This is a genomic window from Pseudomonas sp. CFBP2511, assembly GCF_030209255.1.
GTDB classification, from domain to species: Bacteria; Pseudomonadota; Gammaproteobacteria; order Pseudomonadales; family Pseudomonadaceae; genus Aquipseudomonas; species Aquipseudomonas avellanae.
This window is the reverse complement of the sequence record NZ_JARVSI010000024.1, coordinates 249710-265190: the sequence shown is the minus strand read 5'-3', so window position 1 is coordinate 265190 and position 15481 is coordinate 249710. Positions and strand designations below refer to the sequence as shown.

General features: G+C 55.0%; 13 protein-coding genes and 3 pseudogenes. 10 read left to right on the top strand and 6 right to left on the bottom strand.

All coding sequences use genetic code 11. The features are described 5' to 3' along the window. The first annotated feature begins 53 nt into the window (after window positions 1–53). The 8 genes from QRN38_RS20970 (at window position 54) to QRN38_RS20940 (ending at window position 7011) form a co-directional block, all read left to right on the top strand. Entirely contained in the window at window positions 54–863 is an 810-nt protein-coding gene (locus QRN38_RS20970) for an isocitrate lyase/PEP mutase family protein (protein WP_007243725.1), read from the top strand. A gap of 725 nt (window positions 864–1588) precedes the next feature. Then, window positions 1589–1750, top strand: coding sequence for a hypothetical protein (locus tag QRN38_RS20965; RefSeq protein ID WP_010208948.1), 162 nt, complete (start codon window positions 1589–1591; stop codon window positions 1748–1750). A gap of 468 nt (window positions 1751–2218) precedes the next feature. Next, window positions 2219–2722 carry an Hcp family type VI secretion system effector gene (locus tag QRN38_RS20960; RefSeq protein WP_044392790.1) on the top strand — a complete coding sequence of 168 codons (504 nt, stop codon included), beginning with the start codon at window positions 2219–2221 and terminating at the stop codon, window positions 2720–2722. 11 nt (window positions 2723–2733) lie between these two features. Further along, window positions 2734–3165 carry an STM2901 family protein gene (locus QRN38_RS28065; protein ID WP_081025347.1) on the top strand — a complete coding sequence of 144 codons (432 nt, stop codon included), beginning with the start codon at window positions 2734–2736 and terminating at the stop codon, window positions 3163–3165. Then, window positions 3143–3592 carry a DUF1493 family protein gene (locus tag QRN38_RS20955; protein WP_044392788.1) on the top strand — a complete coding sequence of 150 codons (450 nt, stop codon included), beginning with the start codon at window positions 3143–3145 and terminating at the stop codon, window positions 3590–3592. Before QRN38_RS28065 ends, QRN38_RS20955 begins: the two co-directional genes overlap by 23 nt. Before the next feature lie 50 nt (window positions 3593–3642). Continuing rightward, on the top strand, window positions 3643–4518 hold the full coding sequence (locus tag QRN38_RS20950; protein ID WP_044392786.1) for a hypothetical protein: 876 nt from the start codon (window positions 3643–3645) through the stop codon (window positions 4516–4518). Between the two features lie 80 nt (window positions 4519–4598). Beyond that, window positions 4599–4760: an IS66 family insertion sequence element accessory protein TnpB gene (tnpB, locus tag QRN38_RS20945; RefSeq protein WP_080898749.1), complete on the top strand. Its 162-nt coding sequence runs from the start codon at window positions 4599–4601 to the stop codon at window positions 4758–4760. Between the two features lie 379 nt (window positions 4761–5139). Beyond that, entirely contained in the window at window positions 5140–7011 is a 1872-nt protein-coding gene (locus QRN38_RS20940) for a DUF2075 domain-containing protein (protein ID WP_057417919.1), read from the top strand. A 108-nt stretch (window positions 7012–7119) separates the two neighbouring features. Here the strand turns inward: QRN38_RS20940 and QRN38_RS20935 are convergent, their stop codons facing one another. The 3 genes from QRN38_RS20935 to QRN38_RS20925 all read right to left on the bottom strand — a co-directional run bounded on the left by QRN38_RS20935 (window position 7120) and on the right by QRN38_RS20925 (window position 10611). Next, the gene (locus QRN38_RS20935) at window positions 7120–8571 is read right to left on the bottom strand and encodes an amidase (RefSeq protein ID WP_285362458.1); all 1452 of its coding nucleotides are present in this window, start codon (window positions 8569–8571) and stop codon (window positions 7120–7122) included. Window positions 8572–8617: 46 nt separating this feature from the next. Beyond that, the gene (locus QRN38_RS20930; RefSeq protein ID WP_007243728.1) at window positions 8618–9550 is read right to left on the bottom strand and encodes a SphA family protein; all 933 of its coding nucleotides are present in this window, start codon (window positions 9548–9550) and stop codon (window positions 8618–8620) included. 68 nt (window positions 9551–9618) lie between these two features. Next, window positions 9619–10611: a helix-turn-helix domain-containing protein gene (locus QRN38_RS20925; RefSeq protein WP_057417900.1), complete on the bottom strand. Its 993-nt coding sequence runs from the start codon at window positions 10609–10611 to the stop codon at window positions 9619–9621. A gap of 192 nt (window positions 10612–10803) precedes the next feature. Here QRN38_RS20925 and QRN38_RS20920 point away from each other — a divergent pair, with 192 nt between their 5' ends. Further along, window positions 10804–11292: a hypothetical protein gene (locus tag QRN38_RS20920; RefSeq protein WP_057417901.1), complete on the top strand. Its 489-nt coding sequence runs from the start codon at window positions 10804–10806 to the stop codon at window positions 11290–11292. 72 nt (window positions 11293–11364) lie between these two features. Here the strand turns inward: QRN38_RS20920 and QRN38_RS20915 are convergent. After that, window positions 11365–11457: pseudogene (locus QRN38_RS20915) on the bottom strand (GCN5 family acetyltransferase); the annotation flags it as partial. Window positions 11458–11862: 405 nt separating this feature from the next. On the opposite strand from QRN38_RS20915, the gene katG reads away from it, so the two are divergent. Then, a complete protein-coding gene (gene katG, locus QRN38_RS20910; RefSeq protein ID WP_005769323.1) occupies window positions 11863–14133 on the top strand; it encodes a catalase/peroxidase HPI in 2271 nt (756 codons plus the stop codon). 83 nt (window positions 14134–14216) lie between these two features. Here the strand turns inward: katG and QRN38_RS28390 are convergent. Together QRN38_RS28390 and QRN38_RS28385 are read right to left on the bottom strand one after the other, a co-directional pair. Continuing rightward, window positions 14217–14423 (bottom strand): annotated as a pseudogene (locus QRN38_RS28390) (methyl-accepting chemotaxis protein); the annotation flags it as partial. Between the two features lie 81 nt (window positions 14424–14504). Further along, a pseudogene (locus tag QRN38_RS28385) lies at window positions 14505–15224 on the bottom strand (PAS domain-containing protein); the annotation flags it as partial. Between the last annotated feature and the right edge of the window lie 257 nt (window positions 15225–15481).

Here is a 15481-nt window from a genome sequence, read left to right as displayed (position 1 = left end):
TTAATCAAACCCTCCATCATTTTGCCTGTCATTGTCGAAGGAGTTGATACGTTATGACCACACTGGATCACGCTTTTCACAGCCTGCATCAAAATGGACTGCTGGTCCTGGCGAATGTGGCCGACGCCGGCGGGGCGCGCATGGTGGAACATCTGGGCGGCAAAGCGGTGGCCACCAGCAGCGCGGCCATGGCTTGGTCTCATGGCTATCAGGATGGCAATAAGCTTCCCCTGGAGCTGCTGAGCACAACCATCCAATCGATGGTGCGCGTACTCAATGTGCCACTTACCGTGGATATCGAAGGCGGTTATTCGGATGAACTCGAGAAGGTCGGCCAGGTGATCAACGCCGTTGTCGGCGCCGGGGCGGTAGGCATCAACATCGAAGATGGCCTTGGCGCTCCAGAGCTGCTGGTTCGAAAAATCGATGTCGCAAGACAGATGGCGCAACAGGCTGGAGTCGATCTGTTCATCAATGTGCGTTGCGATGTCTATTTGAAGAATCTTTTCGCCCCGGAACAACGCCTGGAAGAGCTTCTGAAGCGCGCGGCACTGTATGCCGATGCTGGCGCAGATGGCCTGTTTGCAGCAGGCGTGGTGGATTCCAATGAAATTGCGACCCTCTGTCAAAACACTCAACTGCCGGTCAACCTGCTTTCCAGAGACGGTCTGCCGTCCCCCGACGAACTCAAACGCCTGGGTGTCAGACGACTCAGCGCAGGCTCCAGCATTGCGGAATTCCTGTTCGGTGCCATGGGGGGACTGATCCGCAGTTTTCTGGACAACGGCCAACTGGATACCCACACCCTGAAAGCCCATACGTATGGCGAATTGAACGCTCTGATGGCATTGAAGGCAGTGTGATATTCGTATGAGACCCGTTTTGGGTCTCATATTGCGCTGACACAAAGGCATAAAGTACGCGCCGGAGCCTTGTGGCCCGGCTCCCTCGGTAAAGCGATGCCATGTATTAAATGTACAGATGATGGCGTTCGAGTTGCGTTCGCATATTGTTACGCGTAACGTTGGCGCATTATTAGATAAAGTAAAACAAAGCTCGGAATAGACGTTATTACGCCGGGTGTAACAACACATCAGTAAGCCCCCCTGCTGATGACGTTGACTGCCACACGATGGTTTGACTCCTTCCAATCGCCTTGCGTCGCTTTTAAGGATGAAGCTTCAATAAAAGGACTTAAGTGGACAGGTATCAAAAACGTCTTGATTGACCGAGACAAGCGCACACCCTTCTCTGTCCCTGCGGCAATCGGCGCTCTGTTTGAAAGCGATGCGGTTCAAGGCCTGACCAGAAACCCTGGCGTGTACACTTGTGTGTCAAGGTTGTGCTCTGATTGCAGTCGGGCCGGCGAGCTATTCGTTACCTATAATTAATAGAAAACGCTCAGCGCCCAAGCCCGGTCCTGAACAAGAGAGGCTGTTCGCGCCTCCGGCCATTCACTCATTTTGTATGAGTGCGGGATTTCCGTATGTAATCCACACTGCCATGCTTAATATTATCAACAGGACTGTCGATGTTACTCAGACACCGATGCTCGAAAGAGATCAAGGAACAGACCTAAGCGTTGTACATGTACGACAACTATCACTGCCTCTTCGCGCTGTTACAGAATCTGTTCTGGATCAGCCTGGCGATTTACCTGGGCGAGTCCGCGCCCTGGCTGTTGCCACTGGCAATCCTGCTGATCGGCTCACGACTGCGATCGCTGGTTTGTGTTTCTCCGACGAACTGATACGCCTGGGTCACAAATCGCCGACGCAGGCGAGTCATTAAGGCAGGCAGTGGCCTGGCAGTTGCGAGCACGCTGATTCCAGTACCCGACGTTATGCGTGAGTGACGGGGCTTTGCTATACCGCATAGACTCCGCCTGTTTAGCGTAAACCCCCACATTCCAAGCTGACAATTGAAGCCTGATGCAGTGCTCCCAATTCTTTTCAGGAGCCAGCTCCCCATGATGCGACCCGACGCCAAAGTCGAAAAAGTGTACCTCTACCCGAACCCTATGGATTTCCTAAAATCCATCGACGGTCTAGCCGCACTGGTTGGGCTGGATATCAGTACGAGAAAAACCTTAACGTCGTGTCCGGGATCAGTTGACCACTACACCTGGCAAAAGTGTGCTTCAAGAGCCTAAAATGCAGAGGTTGTGCTATCGTGCAACGGCGATGAAATACATTAAGAGATGTTCCAAGGAGCTGGAATGAGTATTGATGCATATCTTTGGATTGACGGCATTAGTGGGGAGTCTACGGACTCTGACTGCAAAAACTGGGTTGAGATTAACAATTTTTGCCTTTCAGCCACTCAATCGGTGTCAAGAACTGCAAGCTCTGCAGGTGGGGCCACCGTAGCCCGAGTTTACTTAAGCGACTTCAGCATTGTAAAACTTGCTGACAGTGCGACTCCAAAAATTCTCGAAGCATGTTGCGCAGGCAGGCACATTAAGCAAATGAAGCTGTGCGTACGTCGCGCAGGCGGCGATAAGCAAAAATATCTAGAATATGTTTTTGATGAAGTCATCATAAGCGGCGTTATTTCTGGCAACCTATTCGAGCGATCGCCCTCAAACTTTCCCGAAGAGGTAGTTAGATTCAATTACGCCAAAGTGAGCATGCTGTACTCGCAGCAAAGCCGAACTACCGGCTTGATAGTTGGCCAGATCTCCGGCGGCTGGGATCAGCTCCGAAATAGCACTTACGCATAAGGATAGTTTAAGTGGCTAGAATATATTGCTATGACGGTGACTGCGGGCTCACTGCAAATGAGCTGCTGTTTGTTATTGCTACTGAGGTGGCAATGGATGAATTTGGACTAGATGATGTAGGAGCTGCATTAACCATTGTCTTAGGTGCCAACATAATACCGACCAGAACAAAGCCTGGTGGAGCCATTAGCAACACATCCATCATGTCTATTGTCATGAGACGCCTTCTAAACAATCGTAAGTTCCCCGGAAGCTTTAGAGCCCCATCACTTACAGGATGGTTTCCGCCACGACTTCGATGGACCCGAAGTATTGGTGGCTTCATCGCACGGGCAACGCCCGTTATCGGGTGGTCTTATACTGCATACGAGCTAGGCAAGATAGGATACGTAACGGTGAACACCTACAACTCCATCGTAGATGAACAAGATCAGGTTTTTTAAGATGGATAAAAACGATCTTAACCATGATATACTTGATTATCTCATAGAGAGAATCTACTTTTATGTTGGATTCGGCAAAAAAGCATTTGAAACTCTTAGCCTCGCCACTAGAGTCAGTTGGGATCTAGGGCTTGACGGTGACGACGCCAGTGATTTTATGGAAGATTTTTTTGACCATTTTGGCGTAAACCCCGGCGACTACGACCACTATCGTTATTTCAAGCCAGAAGGGACTGACTTTTTCGTATTCTTCAGATCTAAAGATCGGCGCGCAAAGACTGTAATGACGTTAGGCATGCTGTATGACGCAGCCAAAATGAAGGCATGGAACTGCGACACTCTTGAGAAAGCTAACTTTAGCACCCTACCAATTTACAATAAAACCGAAGAAATTCCCATTACGGGCTTTAGCATAAATACCAGATAATAATTATATTAGATTCACCTACACAGCAAACCATAGCTAAGGAGTCTCTTTTGAAAAACCCTCTGATAAGTGAGACAACTACGTTTTCACTCGGTGATCTCTCAACCCCCTACAAAGCTTCCGACTTTTGGGGCTGGGCTTTTTCGAACATGTCTGTGCCTATGCTGCGCGGAGTATTGATCGAGTACATCCTAGTTCAGCACTTCATTGAAAACATTGATCAAGTCGTTGGCGAAACGGTGCGAACCCTAACCACCTGGCGTCCGCGCAAAGGTGATCTCGAAAAAAGCATTCGAGAGCACTATGAGAGCCAGCCTCACGGTGATGTGTTCGACCTTCAGCTAACTTGGGGCACAACGTGTGAGTTTAAAACTACTAGAGCGCCCAAAACATGGAGCATAAGTAAGACAACTTATTGGAACCCTCTGAAAAATGCAAACTGCTGGACTTATGGTTTTCCAGCACAGATTTATATTTTGGCAGTGCTTGAGAGCGAAGCAGAACTGAGAGGTGATGTGCTCGATTTGGGAGCGCTAAATTTCTATATCCGGACTGGCCGCGCGCTGGACAAAAGTGTGGGGGACCGGCCTAGTGCACGATTCTCCGACTTTTCAGAGGGCGAACCTCTTATCTGCACATTTGATAAACTCATCGAGAAAATTGCCGAAGTTCAGAAAAATCGGCTGACCGAAGTTTTGGAACAGATAGAGCCTGGATGGAAGCTTGACCATAGCGCCTACAAAAATACCTATCCGCTAGCTGTACAACTTCCTGAAGGCGTTCAGGCAGGATTTTACGAAAAAGATGCAAAAAAGCTAGTTGAAATTATCAATGTTCCCTGGCGCCCTAACACAACACCAGACTGGCGAGATTGGGAGCAAGCGGGTTTCCAATATGTGCATATGCTAAGCCCAAAAAATTCGTAAGTGCCTCATGAACCCCACATTCCAAGCCAGCAATTGAAGCTTATGCTGTGCTCCCGATTCTTTTCAGGAGCCAGCACCTCATGATACGACCCGACGCCAAAGTCGAAAAAGTGTACCTCTACCCCAAGCCGGTGGACTTTCGAAAGTCCATCGACGGCCTTGCTGCGCTGGTCGAGCTGGATATCAAAGTCGCCGTGTTCGACCCCGAGCTTTTTGTTTTTCTGAATCACCCTCGTAACTGAGTGAAAATCCTTTATGGGAGCGCAACGGCTTCTGCCTTTGGCTCAAGCGCCTGGAAACGTCTCCCTATGAGACAGACGAAGCTATTGTGCTGACGGTCAGGACCACTGACCACGACCAAGATAAATCAGTTTTTGGCGGTAGTGGTAACAACCCTCGTATCACGGGGGCCTGCGCCTCGCGACAGAGGTGACGGCTGTCGCCAAGCCTCTCCTGTCACGAGCTGCTCCAAGATGATGTGCGAAAAATCGGCCACGAAAAGCGAAAGGTCCTACAATCTCAGTCTACGTTTTCTGATCGTATCTTGGATGCTGCCAGCAAATCCGCCAGCACCAGCAATAGCCACGATCAATTCTGAGCTTGGAGCTCTAAGGACCACGTGTGATCGTTTACGCTGCGACCAAACAACAGTTTCTCAAAGACAGCGATAATGACGACATTGAAGAAGTGATTCTCAGGCATTTCAAAGAAGCCACTGGAAAGAAGGTTGGCGCTTCGGAAATCAAATCCTGGCAGGGATCATTGACTTACATGGCTAGGGTTCTAAGGGACGACGGCCTACCCAGCGACGCAGGTTTGGCCATCGAACTGCATATCCCTCAGTCATCGAAACGCATCGATTTTTTACTGACCGGCCGTGATGAGCATCAAGCCAAAAATGCGGTGTTGATTGAGCTAAAACAGTGGAGCAAGGCCACCGCAACCTCAAAGGATGCCATCGTAAAAACGGCATTGGGAGGCAGCCAAGTTGAGACGATTCATCCCTCTTATCAGGTTTGGTCGTACGCCGCGCTGCTGGAGGGCTTTAACGAAGCCGTCTACGACAAAAGCATCGAGGTTCGTCCCTGTGCCTATTTGCATAACTATGTCAGTGACGGCGTCATAAATTCTGCTCACTACGAACCCTATACCAGCAAAGCACCGTTGTTCCTGAAAGGCCCTGCAGAGCTCAAAAAACTGCGAAACTTCCTGAAGAAACACATCGTTCACGGTGATAACAAAGATGTGCTTTACGAGCTTTCGAACGGAAAAATTCGCCCGTCCAAAGCCTTGTCTGAAGCCCTGAGTGGCCTAATGAAAGGCAAGCCTGAGTTCATATTGATCGATGATCAAAAGGCAATTTTCGAGTCCGCTCTCGCGGCAGCGAGCCAAGCGACTATCGATGCACCTAAGGTATTGATTATTGAGGGTGGTCCGGGTACTGGAAAGACGGTATTGGCGATTAACTTATTGGTAAGGCTAACCGCCTTGAGTCTGTTGAGCAAATATGTGTCGAAAAATGCCGCCCCACGCAAAGTATACGAAAGTAAGTTGATAGGCACTGTAAAGCGAACCCATTTCTCTAATTTCTTTTCCGGTTCAGGTGCATTTATTGATACCGAATCTAATACGTATGATGCGCTGATCGTCGATGAGGCTCATAGGCTCAATGAAAAAAGCGGCTTGTACGGAAACCTTGGAGAAAACCAAATCAAGGAGCTGATCGACTCAGCGAAATGCTCCATCTTCTTTATCGACGAAGACCAGCGCGTGACCCTGAGCGACATCGGTAGCAAGCAGGCGATCCGCGCCTTTGCCAACGCCAAAGGCGCAACCGTGGAAGAGTACGTACTGTCATCCCAGTTCCGTTGCAGTGGCTCTGACGGCTACGTTGCATGGTTGGACAACGCATTGGAGATTCGCCCAACGGCCCACCCCCTACTCGACACCAGCGACTATGAGTTCAAGGTGTTCGATTCGCCTCAAGCCATGCATGCCGCTATCGAGCAGAAAAATCACGGCAACAAGGCTCGCGTTGTTGCGGGGTACTGCTGGCCTTGGCTCAGCAAAAAAGACCCCAAGGCTTCAGATATTGTTATCGGCGACGACTACGCACGCCAATGGAATCTGGATCAGGACGGTAGCCTATGGATTATCGCTGAAAACTCAATCGAACAGGTGGGGTGCATCCATACCTGTCAGGGTCTTGAGGTGGATTACATAGGAGTGATCATCGGGCCGGATCTGGTAGTGCGGAACGGGCAAGTGGTGACATCGCCACATGACCGAGATAAGCATGACAAGTCGATTCGAGGTTGGAAAAAGTTGATGAAGGAGCAACCTGCCCTAGCGCAACAGGAAACAGACCTGATAATTAAAAACACCTATCGAACGTTGATGACCCGTGGAATGAAAGGCTGCTTTCTGTACTGCACAGATCCGGAGACCGCACAGTACTTTGCCGGTAGGCTTGCCGGAGACAGTCACGACTGACGATTTATAAAAACCGTGGGCAAGCATGGCGACTGTCGTTAAATCTTAAGACGTACAAGAAAACGCCTCGGCAGGTCGGGGCGTTTTCTTCGGTATCCCAAACTGCGCTTACCCCCCAAACCCACTAACCCCCGGCACCCGCCCCCGCCACGGCCGCACCCGCTCCAACTGCCCAGCCAACCCCAACAACACCCCTTCCTCCCCAAACCGCCCAGCAAAATGCGCCCCCATCGGCAGCCCCGCAGCGCTCCAGTAGAGCGGCACCGACATCGCCGGCTGACCACTCGCATTAAACAACGCGGCAAAGGGCGAATACCGATGCGACCGCTCGATCATGTCCTCAAGGCTCAGGCTCATGTCCGGCACCACAAGCTCACCGATGCGCGCTGGCTCGCGTGTCAGCACGGGCGAGAGGATCACGTCGTAGTCCTGCATGAACGTCGCCAGTTGACGGCCCAGAGCATGAATCCATTCAACAGCGGCGGTGTATTGCGCGCCGCTGACGTTGCCTTTGTCGCGCAGGATGATGCGTGTGCGGGCTTCCAGTTCGGCGTCCTGCACGTCAAAACCTCGCATGCGGCCGAGCATGTCGACGTGGTTGCGGGTGTTGGCGCCGATGATGGTGAAGATGTGGTCGAGGAGTTCTGGTAATACCACGGGCAGGCTGACCGGTTCGATGCGGTGCCCGAGTGACTCGCACAATTGTGCGGCCTCGCGCACGGCGGCCAGGCTTTCGGGCGAGGTTGGCCAGGTGCCTGATTGTTCGATGAGCGCAATGCGCAGGGTGCCGGGGTCGCGTTGGGCGGCGCTGACGTAGGACAGGCTCTGGACCGGGCCTGCGTAAGGCGCGCCGAGGTCCATGCCGGCTGTGGCGTCGAGCAGGGCTGCGCTGTCGCGTACGGTCAGGGTGATGGCGTGCGCAGTGCTCATGCCGGCCCAGCCTTCGCCGACCATCGGGCCGGAGGGCATCAGGCCGCGACTGGGTTTGAAGCCGAACACGCCGCAGCAGGACGCCGGCAGTCTCAATGAGCCACCGCCGTCGTTGCCGTGGGCGAAGGGCACTACTCGCGCGGCGACGAGTGCGGCAGCCCCGCCGCTTGAACCTCCGGCGCTGTGCTCAAGGTTCCAGGGATTACGTGTCGCGCCGAAGCGTGTGGACTCGGTGGAGTAGGACGTGCCGAACTCCGGTGAGGTGGTGGTCCCGGCAAGCACGCAACCGGCACGCCTCAGGCGGCTGACCACTTCAGCTTCAAAGGGGGCGCGAAACTCGCCCATGGCCAGGGAGCCATTGCTCATCCGTGCGCCGTGGACCGGGGTAAACAGGTCTTTGATGAGCGTCGGTACGCCGGCGAAAACGCCTTGGCTTTTTGCAGCGTCCAGCGCTGCGCTGCGGGCCGAGTCGTACAGCCGCTCGGCAACGGCGTTGAGCTGCGGTTCGACGTGCTCGATGCGCTGAATCACCGCCTCCAGCAAATCAATCGGCTGGACCTCGCCGCGCCGGACCCATTCGGCCAGGCCGGTCGCGTCTTCATCGTTCAACAAATTCTGAATGTCTTTCATGTGAAGGTTCCTGATAATTGAAAAGCTCGTCTATCTCGCAACCGCCCTAAAAACTGTGGCCCACACGTAACGCCACGGTGTAACCCTCGGAACGGTTGCGCGCATCGAACTCCTTGTAGAGGTGAAACCACGCCGCTGGCATGCCAGGCGTGAAGTAGCTGATCGCGGGGCCGGCTGCGACTACTCGGGCGCGGTTGCCGGTTTGCAGCCCGGGCGCATCGTCATCGGAGAATTGCCGGTAATAGAACCCGCCCAGCCCCAGCGTGAAAGGCCCTGCGTGCTGGCCCACGGCGAACTCGTGACGGTATTCGACGCCGTTCTTGTAGTCGGTCGCAGGGTTGCGGGTGTTGAAGTCCGTCTGAAAGCTGCTGGACACTTCAAAGCCGCTGTCGGTGATGTAGGTCGCGTTGAAAGTGGGAGAAAACGTCCAGTGATTCACCCCCGGCGAGAAAACACGACTCTTGTCGTAGTCGCCGGTGGGTGCCTGAACCTGCATTCGCGCGTTCACGAACAGGTTGGGCGAAAGGTCCCATTGCAGTATGAGCGGCGACACTGAAATGTCGGCCATCCTGAACGGATCCGCCTTCAGGTCCAGCGGGCCGCCAGGCGTCTGCACCCGAAAAGAGCCATCCATCTGGAAGAACGGCACCGCCACGCTGTAGCCATAGCGCGCGCCCAGTATTCTGTAATCGGTCATGCGAAAGTACGCGACGCCGATGGACAGAACGTCCAACGAAAAATTGTTGTCCAGCGAGCGGCCGTGGCGGTCTTTTTGCACATTGGCCGAATAGAACGCTACACGCATTCCCAATGTGCCTACGGGCGTCGACGCAGGCAGCATGCCAGCGCCGAAATCGTAAACGCCGAAAGACGTAGTGGGTGCGCCGTTTTCGGTTGCCTGAACCGTAGCACCAAGGCTCATAAGGCCGAGCGTCAAGAAAGTGAAGCGTCTGATTTTGGAATTATTGTTATGACTCATCGCATGCCCCTGACCACGAAGGTGGTGGGGCTATGCTATTGAGTCATGCTGTGTGCCGTTATCCGTTTTCAGCAAAGATGCGTGCGCTGTAACGTCTGCGAGGGTGTTTCCCCGAACAGCGTCCGGTAGTCACTGGAAAACCGGCTCAGGTGCCAGAAACCCCAGCGCGCGGCGACCGTTTGTACGAGTTCGACCCGGCTGCTTTCGCGCAACTCACGCCTCGCTGCATTGAGGCGCAACGTGCGCAGAAAGGCCACAGGGTTGATGCCCAGCGTCTCCTGAAAACAGTACTGCAGTTTGCGGCGACTGGTGCCGATGTGATTGCACACATCGAGGATGGACAGTGGTTCGTCCAGATGCGCCAAGGCATAATCTCGGGCCCGATCCACCATTCTCTTGCGCGCCGTGGGGTTGAGCGGCGGCGCCTCATCAGGCGCCACCAGCTCCAGCACCTGCAACATCACAGCATCGCGAATGCCCCGCCGGATCGAATCGTACTCAAGCTTCTGCAAGCACGCCTGCTCACCATTCAACAGGTTATCGAACAGCGCAGCGAACCTCGTGCGAACCGTTGGATCGGCCAAACGGTAACACCTGGGAAGATCGGTAATTTCAAAACGACTGCCCTGACGCTCCAGCGCATGAGCCAGGGCACCCTCTTCGATCGCCACCCCCAGGGCATCCAGTTGCAGCGGCGTACTCAATTCCGGAAGATTCTCGCCATGCGCGACGATCAGGCTGGGCTCCTGAAGCGTGTGCCCGGCGCAGAAAGCCGGACCGTTGGCGCTCAACGGCAGCGCAAAAATAATCGCCCCCTTCCAGGCCATGCCACTCTTGACCAAGGCCTGATTAGAGCGGTCGCGGACCAGTTGCAGCCAATCCGAGCGAAATTCCGTCAGTTCGCCTTCAAAGCCACCGGGCGTCACTTGATCGTACCGAACCTGCCAGCCGCTGAGGTTACGACCGTGCTCGTCGATGTCGCAGGTTTGAAAACGCCCTAGATGAGGCAGTGCTGCCGCTTGGTTCGAAGCAGGGTTTATCGCCATATTATTGTGATTCATCGGCCTTGCCCTTAAATACGTTTCAAAGTCACAGGACAGGTGGAGGCAAGTTTCATTCCGCTTGCACAGGGCTTGTGGGATTTGTGTCCAGAGTGGCGGCTCTCCTTTCTCGGATGGAGAATATTCCATGGCCGAAGCTTATAATTCGGATGTTACTCGTATACACACCAGCGTCGTTAAAGAGGTACGTCCATGACAGGCTATAGGCTTTTAACAAACTTATTTACCGCAGCTTCGCTGTGTACACTCTTGGCCCATGGCGCCATCGCCCAGTCAAATACGAAGGCGATGCCGACGGACAGCATTCGTGTCTATGACGCGCTGTCAAACGGAACATCGGTAACGCTGGGAGACACGATGAAACTCTCTCGCACGTCTGCACAATTTTCTCTACTGAAAGGGGAAATGAAACTTAAATATTCTGACGTATGGAAGAACAGCGATAATACTGAATTCGGCGGAGACGTCTATCAGGTGCTGAACGCCGATGAATTTTTCTCATTGAACAAAGGCAAGAACGGCTTTTGTGACAAGCCGGTCCGGTGGGTGACTATCAGGAATTTGAACGACAGCCTTGGCGAAGGGGCTATCCGCGTTGGCATGCTGAGCATCGACGACTGGCGCACCTATAATGCCAACTCACTCGGCGCATGCAGCGCAGACTCGTTCACCTTGAAATAACCTCCCTGAATTTCCCACGCGTCTTGCTTGAGTCATGCTTTTCGGGCATGGCTCACTTGGCGCGTGATCGTCGTTCGCCTCGCGGATCGAGATGCCTGGCGTGCTGCGCATCAGTTCGATGATTGCATCGTAGTCGTCCATTGTCATGCTGCGAATCGTGGTCATAGGGCAAGCTCGACCTGCTGTTTCAAAGGCCGAACAGATTAGCAGAGCCCTTCGCTACGCTCATGACAACGCTTTCACAGCCTGGCTATCAGAGCCTGCCTATCACCCTCTAACGTTCTTTCTATTAGAAATATTCACCAAGAAGGCTAATCTAGGAATGCATCGGCGCAGGCCGTGCGGTTTTACCCTGATAAGGAGATAAGAATGAGCTCAAGTTCGCTGTGCACGTTGTGGGCTCGCACCGCAGTAATCTGATGATTGCTGTGCGACGTATCTGTAGAGCTGGCGCGATCGCTGATCGGGCTGCCGGTATGAATCCCGTGCTGTTGAGTTCCGTCATCGCTGTCTGAAGCCCCCCGAGTGGGCTGGATGGCCGGATGCAAATGACAAAAAGGTGTATCAAGCATGTCAACTGAATCGAAATGCCCCTTCAACCACGCTGCCGGCGGCGGCACCACCAACCGTGACTGGTGGCCCAAGCAGCTGAATCTGAAGATTTTGCACCAGCATTCTTCGCTCTCCGACCCGATGGGCGAGGACTTTGACTATGCCAAGGAGTTCAAGAGCCTGGACTTTGAAGCGGTCAAGCAAGACCTGCGCGACGTAATGACCCGGTCGCAGGACTGGTGGCCGGCGGATTTTGGCCACTACGGCCCGCTGTTCATTCGTATGGCCTGGCACAGCGCCGGTACTTACCGCACCGGTGATGGTCGTGGCGGCGCGGGCGCCGGTCAGCAGCGGTTTGCGCCGCTCAATAGCTGGCCTGACAACGTCAGCCTGGACAAGGCGCGTCGCCTGATCTGGCCGGTCAAGCAGAAGTACGGCCGCAAGATTTCCTGGGCCGACCTGATCGTGCTCACCGGTAACGTGGCGCTGGAGTCCATGGGCTTCAAGACCTTCGGTTTTTCCGGTGGTCGCCCGGATGTCTGGGAACCGGAAGAAGACGTGTACTGGGGTTCCGAAACCACTTGGCTGGGTGGCGAAGAGCGCTACGGCGCGCAGAAGAAAATGCAGCAGCCGGGCGACGGCACCCTGGTGGCCGAGCCTGAGAACCACGCGAACGAAGAAAGCCGCACCGCCAGTGGCGAACGTAATCTGGAAAACCCGCTGGCCGCCGTGCAGATGGGCTTGATCTACGTGAACCCGGAAGGCCCTGAAGGCGTGCCGGACCCTGTCGCTTCGGCGAGGGATATCCGCGAAACCTTCGGCCGCATGGCCATGAACGACGAAGAGACCGTGGCGCTGATCGCCGGTGGTCACGCCTTCGGCAAGACTCACGGTGCCGGCCCGGCCGATAACGTGGGTCCAGAGCCGGAAGCAGCGGGTCTTGAGCAACAGGGCTTTGGCTGGAGCAACAAATTTGGCACCGGTAAAGGTGGCGACACCATCACCAGCGGCCTGGAAGTGACCTGGACCTCGACGCCTACCCAATGGAGCAACGAGTACCTGGAAAACCTCTTTGCCTTCGATTGGGAACTGACCAAGAGCCCGGCCGGCGCGCATCAGTGGACGCCTAAAAACGGCGCTGGCGCCGGCAAGATTCCGGATGCCCACGATCCATCCAAACGCCATGCACCGAGCATGCTGACCTCTGACCTGGCGCTGCGTTTCGACCCGGCCTACGAGCAGATTTCTCGCCGCTTCCTGGCCAACCCCGAGCAACTGGCCGACGCGTTCGCACGTGCCTGGTTCAAGCTGACTCACCGCGACATGGGCCCACTGGCCCGCTACCTCGGCCCGGAAACACCGACCGAAGAGCTGTTGTGGCAGGACCCGATTCCAGACGTCACTCATCCGCTGGTGGATGATCAGGATGTTGCCGCGCTCAAGGGCAAGATTCTCGCCTCGGGGCTTTCGGTGTCGCAACTGGTTTCAACCGCATGGGCGGCAGCTTCCACCTTCCGTGGCTCTGACAAGCGCGGCGGTGCCAACGGCGGGCGTCTGCGTCTTGCGCCGCAGAAGGACTGGGCGGTCAACCAGCCTGCACAACTGGCGAACGTGCTGAGTACGCTTGAAAGTATTCAGAGCGAGTTCAACGCAGCTCAATCGAACGGCAAGAAAGTGTCCATTGCCGACCTGATCGTGCTGGCCGGTAGTGCAGGCGTCGAGCAGGCGGCGAAAAACGCCGGTCAGCAGGTAACGGTTCCGTTCACAGCGGGCCGGGCCGATGCGTCTCAAGAGCAGACAGATGTCGAGTCGTTCAGCTTCCTTGAGCCGATCGCCGATGGCTTCCGCAACTATCAGAAAGGGCGTTACAAGGTCTCGGCCGAGTCGCTGCTGGTCGACAAGGCGCAACTGCTGACCTTGACTGCGCCAGAGATGACTGTGCTGCTGGGCGGCTTGCGGGTCTTGAATATCAACGTAGGGCAAAGCAAGCACGGTGTGTTCACCGACAAGCCGGAAACCCTGACCAACGACTTCTTCAAGAACCTGTTGGACATGGCTGTAGAGTGGAAAGCGACTTCGGGTGCCAACGACACCTTTGAAGCACGTGACCGCAAGACCGGCGAAGTGAAATGGACCGGCTCTCGTGTCGATCTGGTGTTCGGTTCACACGCTCAACTGCGTGCGATTTCCGAGGTGTACGGCAGCGCGGATGCGCAGGAACGGTTCGTCAAAGACTTCGTGGCCGTCTGGACCAAGGTAATGAACCTGGACCGTTTCGACCTCGCTTGATGCGCTAGCTGTGTTTTGAGTACAAAAATAACGCCTCCCCTGTGGAGGCGTTTTTTTGCGCGCTGATCGGCGCGCCGTCAGCGGCTCATCATGCTGGCTGCCTGCTCCGTGGCTTCGGTGGTTCTGGTGGCCAGCTTGCGCACCTCATCGGCCACAACCGCAAAGCCCCGCCCTGCTTCACCGGCACGTGCCGCTTCGATGGCCGCATTGAGCGCCAGCAGGTTTGTCTGGCTGGCGATGCTCTGGATGGTGCCCACAATCTGGGTAAGCTGGGCGATGTTCTCTTCCAGATTTTTCTGATGATGGGCTTCGGTTTCCCGGAGGGCATCTTGCTCATGCTTCAAATGCACATCCACCAATGCCCCCACCACCCTCAGCGGCGTACCTTCCGGGGTTCGGCGGGTCTGACCGCGTGCGCGAAACCAGCGGTACTCGCCGGTTTTCATTTTCAAACGGTATTCGATATCGAAAGGTGTCTTGCCCGAGCGATCATTCAAATGGGTGCCGAAGGCCGTCAGGCTTCTTTCCTTGTCTTCCGGGTGCAGCCGTGATGCCCAGCTGTCCAGCACGTCAGGAAACTCTTCGACTGTTTCAAAACCCAGCAGACGTCTGAACTGCGGCGACCACCAGAAAGGGTTTCTGGCATTGACCGGATCACCCGCAATCACTTCCATGTCCCACAGACCGTCGGAGAGCATTTCGCGGGCCAGTTCGAAGCGGGTAATGATCACGTCATGTTCGAGGTCACGCTCAAGCTCATCGTGAATATCACGAAGGGAGCCGGCGACACGCAAGGGCGTGCCACGAGCGTCTCGCAATGTTTCACCCTGGGCGTAGAACCAGCGATACGTGCCGTTCTTCATGGCCAGGCGATTCTTGATCCGATACGGCGTGTTACCCGAGCGGTCGTTGAGGTGCTTGGCAAAGGCGTCCAGCGTGGCCTGTTTATCCTGCGGATGAAGCCGGTCTGCCCAACTGGCCAGCACGTTGGGGAAGTCTCGCTCGTCAGTGAAGCCCAGAAGCGAACGCAGTTGCTGAGACCACCAGAATCGATTGTTCGGGTTGACCGGATCACCCGCAACCACCTCCATGTCCCAGAGACCTTCACTGGAAGCGCGGTTGACCAGATCAAACCGTGTTTCGTAAGCAGTCGCCGACGCGGAAGCCTCGCCGAGAAGATGGCGGGCGGTTTCAAGCTCTTGCTCAAGCTCGGCAATACGCTGTTCGTTCATACGGCGCTGGCTGCTCAGCGAACGCCAGCATTCAAGTACGGTGTTTTCTTCTGCGCAGCCCCTTACAACCGGCTCGCCAGAACCGTTGAGCGAGGCAATAAGTTGGTGAAGGGCTT

Coding starts and splice junctions, on each gene's coding strand:
- QRN38_RS20930 (WP_007243728.1), bottom strand. CDS start 9,550: ATGAGTCATAACAATAATTCCAAAATCAGACGCTTCACTTTCTTGACG.
- QRN38_RS20970 (WP_007243725.1), top strand. CDS start 54: ATGACCACACTGGATCACGCTTTTCACAGCCTGCATCAAAATGGACTG.
- QRN38_RS20920 (WP_057417901.1), top strand. CDS start 10,804: ATGACAGGCTATAGGCTTTTAACAAACTTATTTACCGCAGCTTCGCTG.
- QRN38_RS20960 (WP_044392790.1), top strand. CDS start 2,219: ATGAGTATTGATGCATATCTTTGGATTGACGGCATTAGTGGGGAGTCT.
- QRN38_RS20965 (WP_010208948.1), top strand. CDS start 1,589: ATGTACGACAACTATCACTGCCTCTTCGCGCTGTTACAGAATCTGTTC.
- katG (WP_005769323.1), top strand. CDS start 11,863: ATGTCAACTGAATCGAAATGCCCCTTCAACCACGCTGCCGGCGGCGGC.
- QRN38_RS20925 (WP_057417900.1), bottom strand. CDS start 10,611: ATGAATCACAATAATATGGCGATAAACCCTGCTTCGAACCAAGCGGCA.
- QRN38_RS20935 (WP_285362458.1), bottom strand. CDS start 8,571: ATGAAAGACATTCAGAATTTGTTGAACGATGAAGACGCGACCGGCCTG.
- tnpB (WP_080898749.1), top strand. CDS start 4,599: ATGATACGACCCGACGCCAAAGTCGAAAAAGTGTACCTCTACCCCAAG.
- QRN38_RS20955 (WP_044392788.1), top strand. CDS start 3,143: ATGAACAAGATCAGGTTTTTTAAGATGGATAAAAACGATCTTAACCAT.